This is a genomic window from Umezawaea sp. (assembly GCF_057122925.1).
This window is the reverse complement of record NZ_DBNGPQ010000012.1, coordinates 23,613-29,880: the sequence shown is the minus strand read 5'-3', so window position 1 is coordinate 29,880 and position 6,268 is coordinate 23,613. Positions and strand designations below refer to the sequence as shown.

General features: G+C 70.9%; 7 protein-coding genes. 1 reads left to right on the top strand and 6 read right to left on the bottom strand.

Going from position 1 to position 6,268, the window contains the following annotated elements; genetic code table 11:
- From carB to pyrR, 6 genes are all read right to left on the bottom strand, one after another.
- A partial coding sequence (gene carB, locus AC156L_RS01995; RefSeq protein WP_484406528.1) for a carbamoyl-phosphate synthase large subunit occupies positions 1-1,086 on the bottom strand: 1,086 nt, incomplete at its 3' end.
- Position 1,087: 1 nt separating this feature from the next.
- Positions 1,088-2,200: a glutamine-hydrolyzing carbamoyl-phosphate synthase small subunit gene (carA, locus tag AC156L_RS01990; RefSeq protein WP_330882309.1), complete on the bottom strand. Its 1,113-nt coding sequence runs from the start codon at positions 2,198-2,200 to the stop codon at positions 1,088-1,090.
- Positions 2,197-2,700, bottom strand: coding sequence for a PH-like domain-containing protein (locus AC156L_RS01985; RefSeq protein WP_330882307.1), 504 nt, complete (start codon positions 2,698-2,700; stop codon positions 2,197-2,199). Before AC156L_RS01985 ends, carA begins: the two co-directional genes overlap by 4 nt.
- Positions 2,697-3,980, bottom strand: a complete 1,284-nt coding sequence (locus tag AC156L_RS01980; protein WP_330882305.1) for a dihydroorotase — start codon at positions 3,978-3,980, stop codon at positions 2,697-2,699. Before AC156L_RS01980 ends, AC156L_RS01985 begins: the two co-directional genes overlap by 4 nt.
- Positions 3,977-4,909 (bottom strand): aspartate carbamoyltransferase catalytic subunit, encoded by a 933-nt coding sequence (locus tag AC156L_RS01975; RefSeq protein ID WP_330882303.1) that lies wholly within the window; start codon positions 4,907-4,909, stop codon positions 3,977-3,979. The genes AC156L_RS01980 and AC156L_RS01975 overlap by 4 nt, the downstream gene beginning before the upstream one ends.
- A complete protein-coding gene (gene pyrR, locus AC156L_RS01970; RefSeq protein WP_330882301.1) occupies positions 4,906-5,478 on the bottom strand; it encodes a bifunctional pyr operon transcriptional regulator/uracil phosphoribosyltransferase PyrR in 573 nt (190 codons plus the stop codon). Before pyrR ends, AC156L_RS01975 begins: the two co-directional genes overlap by 4 nt.
- A 258-nt stretch (positions 5,479-5,736) precedes the next feature.
- On the opposite strand from pyrR, the gene bldD reads away from it, so the two are divergent.
- Complete coding sequence (bldD, locus tag AC156L_RS01965) at positions 5,737-6,225, top strand: transcriptional regulator BldD (RefSeq protein WP_015103676.1); 489 nt, start codon at positions 5,737-5,739, stop codon at positions 6,223-6,225.
- Positions 6,226-6,268: the final 43 nt, after the last annotated feature.

Genomic DNA, 6,268 nt, shown 5'->3' with positions numbered 1-6,268 from the left:
CTTCACGACGACGTAGTCGAGCGTCGGCTCGAAGGAGGCAGGCGTGCTCTGTCCGTCCTCCCGGACGGTGATGTCGTTGCGGATCTCGTCGAGGGTGTAGCCGATGGCGACCTTGGCCGCGATCTTCGCGATCGGGAAGCCGGTGGCCTTGGACGCCAGCGCGGAGGACCGCGAGACGCGCGGGTTCATCTCGATGACGATCAGGCGGCCGTCCGCCGGGTTGACGGCGTACTGGATGTTGCAGCCACCGGTGTCGACGCCGACGGCGCGGATGATGCCGATCGCCAGGTCGCGCATGGCCTGGTACTCGCGGTCGGTGAGGGTCATGGCCGGGGCGACGGTGATCGAGTCGCCGGTGTGCACGCCCATCGGGTCGAGGTTCTCGATCGAGCAGACGATCACGCTGTTGTCGGCGCTGTCGCGCATGACCTCGAGCTCGTACTCCTTCCAGCCGATGATCGACTCCTCGAGGAGCACCTCGGTGGTCGGGCTCGCGGCCAGGCCGGAGCCGCCGATGCGACGGAGGTCGGCCTCGTCGTAGGCCATCCCCGACCCGGTGCCGCCCATGGTGAACGACGGCCGGACGACCATCGGGTAGCCGAGGTCCTCGGCCGCCTCGAGGAGGTCGTCCATCGAGTGGCAGATCACGCTGCGGGCGCTCTCGCCACCGAGCTGCTCGACGATCTTCTTGAACTGCTGGCGGTTCTCCCCGCGCTCGATCGCCTCGATGGAGGCGCCGATCAGCTCGACGCCGTACTTCTCCAGCACGCCGGCCTTGTCGAGGGCCATCGCGCAGTTGAGCGCGGTCTGGCCGCCGAGGGTGGCGAGCAGCGCGTCGGGGCGCTCCTGGGCGATGACCTTCTCGACGTACTCGGCCGTGATCGGCTCGATGTAGGTCGCGTCGGCGAACTCGGGGTCGGTCATGATCGTGGCCGGGTTGGAGTTCACCAGGCTGACCCTGATGCCCTCCTCCCGCAGCACCCGGCAGGCCTGGGTGCCGGAGTAGTCGAACTCGCACGCCTGGCCGATGACGATCGGGCCGGACCCGATGACCAGCACGTGCTTGATGTCGGTGCGCTTCGGCATGTCAGCGGGCCTCGCTCATCATGGTCGCGAACTCGTCGAACAGGGGCGCGGCGTCGTGGGGACCGGCCGCGGCCTCGGGGTGGTACTGCACGCTGAACGCCGGGGCCTCCAGGGCGCGGACGCCCTCGATGGTGTCGTCGTTCGGGCAGTAGTGGCTGAGCTGGACGCGGCCGAAGTCCGAGGAGAACTCCTCGCCCGGCTCGCCCTCCAGCGCGAACCCGTGGTTCTGCGCGGTGATGGCCACCTTGCCGGTGCGCACGTCGATCACCGGGATGTTGATGCCGCGGTGGCCGTAGCGCATCTTGTAGGTGTCGCGGCCCAGCGCGCGGCCCAGGATCTGGTTGCCGAAGCAGATGCCGAACAGCGGGATCCGCCGCTCCAGCACCGACCTCGTCAGCTCGATCGCGTGCGTCTGGGTCGCCGGGTCGCCCGGCCCGTTGGACAGGAAGACGCCGTCGGCCTCGACCGCCAGCAGGTCGTCCAGGGTGGACGAGAGCGGGAGCACGTGCACCTCGATGCCGCGCGCCGCCATCATCCTGGGGGTGTTGGACTTGATGCCCAGGTCGAGCGCGGCGACGCGGAAGCGCCGCTCGCCGACCGCGGGGACGACGTAGGCCCGTTCCGTGGTGACGTCGCCCGCGAGGTCGGAGCCCTTCATCGGCGGGCTGTCCAGGACGCGGCCCACGAGGGCCTCGTCGCTGTCCAGCGCGTCGCCGGAGAAGACGCCCGCGCGCATCGCGCCCTGCTCGCGCAGGTGGCGGGTCAGCATCCGCGTGTCGACGCCCGCGATGCCGACGACGCGCTGGCGGACCAGCTCCTCGTCGAGGCCGCGGACCGAGCGCCAGTTGGACGGCTTGCGGGAGGGGTCGCGCACGACGTAGCCCGCGACCCAGATGCGCGAGGACTCGTCGTCCTCGTCGTTCCAGCCGGTGTTGCCGATCTGCGGGGCGGTCTGCACCACGATCTGGCGGTGGTAGGAGGGGTCGGTCAGCGTCTCCTGGTAGCCGGTCATGCCGGTGGAGAACACGACCTCGCCCAGGCTCTCGCCCAGTGCTCCGTAGGCCTCGCCGCGGAACACGCGACCGTCTTCGAGGACCAGTGCTGCCTTGCTCACGTCGTACCTCCCTTGGCCGCACCGGTGTTCAGCGCGTCCACCCACTGCTCGTACACGTCTTTGTCGTCGCCGCGGAAGCCGGTGTCCACGAGCTGCTCGCCCAGGTGCCACCGGACGACCAGCAGGCCGTCCTTGGTCATGACCTTGCCCGCGAGACCCCGGTCGGTGCGCGCGGACTCGACCGCCGACCTCGGGATCCACAGCTCGGAGGCGCCGGTGCGCTCGATCCGCACGCCCCGGTCGGTCAGCCGCAGCACGGCCTCGGCCCGGTGGCCGATGTCGCCGACGGCGATCCGGTCCTGCCAGTTGTCGCCGATGGTCGTGCCGATGTACTGGCCCGTCGTCTCCAGCAGCACCGCACCGGTGTCGGTGGGCACGGCCGGGAAGTCGGCGAGCACGGCCGCCTGGCGGCGCGCGCGGCGCTGCCAGCCGTGCCACATGCCGTAGAGGCACAGCGCGAAGAACGCCAGCACCGCCAGCGAGAGGAACACCCTGGTCATGCCGGGATCCTCCCCGCCGTGACGCGTCCGCGCAGCAGGGTGGCCGTCACCACGGCGGGCAGCTCCATGCCCTCGAACGGGGTGTTGCCCGCGACGCTCGCCAGGTCCGCGCCGCGCACGGTCCAGGTGGCGTCCGGGTCGACCAGCACCAGGTTCGCGGGCTCGCCGACCTCGATCGGGCGACCGTGGTCCGGCAGCCCGGCGATCTCGGCGGGCCGTTCGCTCATCACCCGCGCCACGCCGCGCCAGTCCAGCAGGCCGGTCTTGACCATGGTCTCGACGACCACGGACAGGGCGGTCTGGAGACCCAGCATGCCGGGGCGGGCCGCGGACCACTCGCAGTCCTTGTCCTGCACGGCGTGCGGGGCGTGGTCGGTCGCGACGCAGTCGATGACGCCCTCGGCGAGGGCCCGGCGCAGCGCCTGGACGTCGGTGCCCGTCCGCAGCGGCGGGTTGACCTTGTTGACCGGGTCGTAGGTGCTCAGCCGGTCGTCGGTGAGCAGCAGGTGGTGGGGGGTGACCTCGGCCGACACGGTCGTGCCCCGCGCCTTGGCCCACCTCAGCACGTCCGCCGTGCCCGTCGTGGACACGTGGCAGACGTGCAGCCTGGCCCCCGCGTGCAGCGCCAGCAGGCAGTCACGCGCGACGATCGACTCCTCGGCGGCGGCGGGCCAGCCCTGGAGGCCGAGCCGAGCGGCCTGCTCACCCTCGTGCGCCTGGGCGCCGACGGTCAGCCGCGGCTCCTCGGCGTGCTGGGCGACGACCACGTCGAGCGCCTTGGAGTACTCCAGGGCGCGGCGCATGACCAGCGGGTCGTGCACGCAGTGGCCGTCGTCGGAGAAGAGCCGGACGTTCGCCGCGGACTTCGCCATCGTGCCCAGCTCGGCGAGCTTCTCGCCCTTGAGCCCGACGGTGACGGCGCCGACCGGGTGCACGTCGACCAGCCCGACCTCGCGGCCGCGGCGCCACACGTGCTCCACGATCACCGCGTTGTCGGCCACCGGGTCGGTGTTGGCCATGGCGAACACCGCCGTGTAGCCGCCGAGCGCGGCGGCGCGGGAACCGGTCTCGATCGTCTCGGTGTCCTCGCGGCCCGGTTCGCGCAGGTGGGTGTGCAGGTCGACGAAGCCGGGCAGCAGCACCGCGCCCGCGCCGTCGACGGTCTCCACGTCGTCCGCGCTGACCGAGCCGATCTCGGCGATGACGCCGTCGCGGACCAGCACGTCGACCGGGTCACCCTCGCCGTAGGGGCGAACTCCCCTGATCACCAAGGGACTCACGACGTTTCCTCCTCGTGGGCGAGCAAGTGGTAGAGGACCGCCATGCGCAGGTGGACGCCGTTGCGCACCTGGTCGGTGATGGCCGCGCGCGGGGAGTCCGCGACCGCCGAGGCGATCTCCATCCCGCGGAGCATCGGACCGGGGTGCAGCACGACGGCGTGCTCCGGCATGAGGCGCAGGCGGTTCTCGTTGAGCCCGTAGGCGATCGAGTACTCGCGGGCCGACGGGAAGAACCCGCCGTGCATCCGCTCGGCCTGCACGCGCAGCAGCATGACCGCGTCCAGGCTCGGCAGTTCCGCGTCGAGTTCGTGCGAGACGGTGACGGGCCAGTTGGCCACGCCGACCGGCAGCAGCGTCGGCGGGGCGACCAGCACCACGTCGGCGCCCAGCGCGGCGAGCAGGTGCACGTTCGACCGGACGACCCGGCTGTGCAGGACGTCGCCGACGATGGCGATCCGGCGGCCCTCGACGGAGCCGAGCCGTTCGCGCAGCGTCGCCGCGTCCAGCAGCGCCTGGGTGGGGTGCTCGTGCATCCCGTCGCCCGCGTTGACGACGGACGTGCCCGCCTCGGCCAGCCAGCCCGCGAGCCGGTGCGCCGCACCGGAGGCGGGGTGCCGGACGATCACGCAGTCGGCGCCCGCGGCGGCCAGCGTGAGCGCGGTGTCGCGAAGGGACTCGCCCTTGCTCACGCTCGACCCGCCCGCGGACACGTTGATCACGTCCGCGCTCATCCACTTGCCCGCGATCTCGAAGGAGACCCTGGTGCGCGTGGAGTTCTCGTAGAACAGGGTGATGACCGTGCGGCCGCGCAGCGTCGGGAGCTTGCGGACCTCCCGGCCGAGCAGGGCCCGCTTGAGGTTGTCCGCCGTGTCGAGGATCGACGTGGCGGTCGCGCGGTCGAGGCCTTCGGTGGAGAGGAGGTGCTTCACTTCAGCACCACTCCGTCGCGCCCGTCGAACTCGTCCAGCAGCACCGCCACGTCCTCGCTGCGCGACGTTGGCACATTCTTGCCAACGTAGTCGGCTCGGATCGGCAGTTCCCGGTGCCCGCGGTCGACGAGCACGGCGAGCTGCACGGCGCGGGGGCGGCCGTGGTCGCGCAGGGCGTCGAGCGCGGCGCGGATCGTGCGACCGGAGAACAGGACGTCGTCGACGAGCACCACGAGGCGGTCGTCGATCCCGCCCTCGGGCAGCGACGTGGTCTCCAGCGGCCTGGTGGGGCCTCTCCGCAGGTCATCGCGGTAGAGGGTGACGTCCAGGGTGCCCGTGGGCACCTCGACACCGCTGAACTCCGCGATCTTGAGGGCCAGTCGGCGAGCGAGTGGTGCTCCCCGACTCGGTATGCCCATCAGGACTACTGCGGGTGCGCTCGGTGCATCAAGAGCGGTCTTCTCGATGATCTGATGGGCCATTCGGGCGACAGTGCGTGCGACGTCACCGGCCGAGAGAAGCTCGCGCTCCCCGGCCGGATCCGTCGCACCACGTTGACGTGGCGCCACGGTTGGACCTCCTTCCCCGCCTCACAGGACGGGTCCTTAAAGGACGTCGGACACCCGGCTTCGACCGGGCTGACCTGCACGGTATCACTCACGAGGCGCCCACCTGACGGGTGGTGTCGAGGCTCTCGCACGCACGGACTGACGAGATCAGCTTGACCTGGCGACCACGGAGAGCAATCATTACTCTGCGTATTGAGTCTGACCTCCCCGGCCCAGTCCCCTACCGGCTGACGGGGCGAATGAACGGAGAACCGCCACATGGGCGACTACGCCAAGGCGTTGGGGGCCAAGCTCCGCGCGATCCGGCAGCAGCAGGGCTTGTCCCTGCACGGCGTCGAGCAGAAGTCCGGCGGTCGCTGGAAGGCCGTGGTCGTCGGCTCGTACGAGCGGGGCGACCGAGCCGTGACCGTGCAGAAGCTGGCCGAGCTGGCCGACTTCTACGGGGTGCCGGTGGCCGAACTGCTGCCGGAGGGTCGGGTGCCGTCGGGTGCCGAACCCGCCACGAAGATCGTCATCAACCTCGAACGGCTGCAACAGCTACCGGCCGAGAAGGTGGGGCCGCTCGCGCGGTACGCCGCCACCATCCAGAGCCAGCGCGGCGACTACAACGGCAAGGTGCTCTCCATCCGCACCGAGGACCTGCGTTCGCTCGCGATCATCTACGACATGACCCCCGGTGAGCTCACCGAGCAGCTCATCGACTGGGGCGTGCTTCCCCCCGAGGCCCGTCCGGCCAAGGAGGACTGAGACGACTAAGGCCACCCCGGTTCGACCCGAGGTGGCCTTAGTC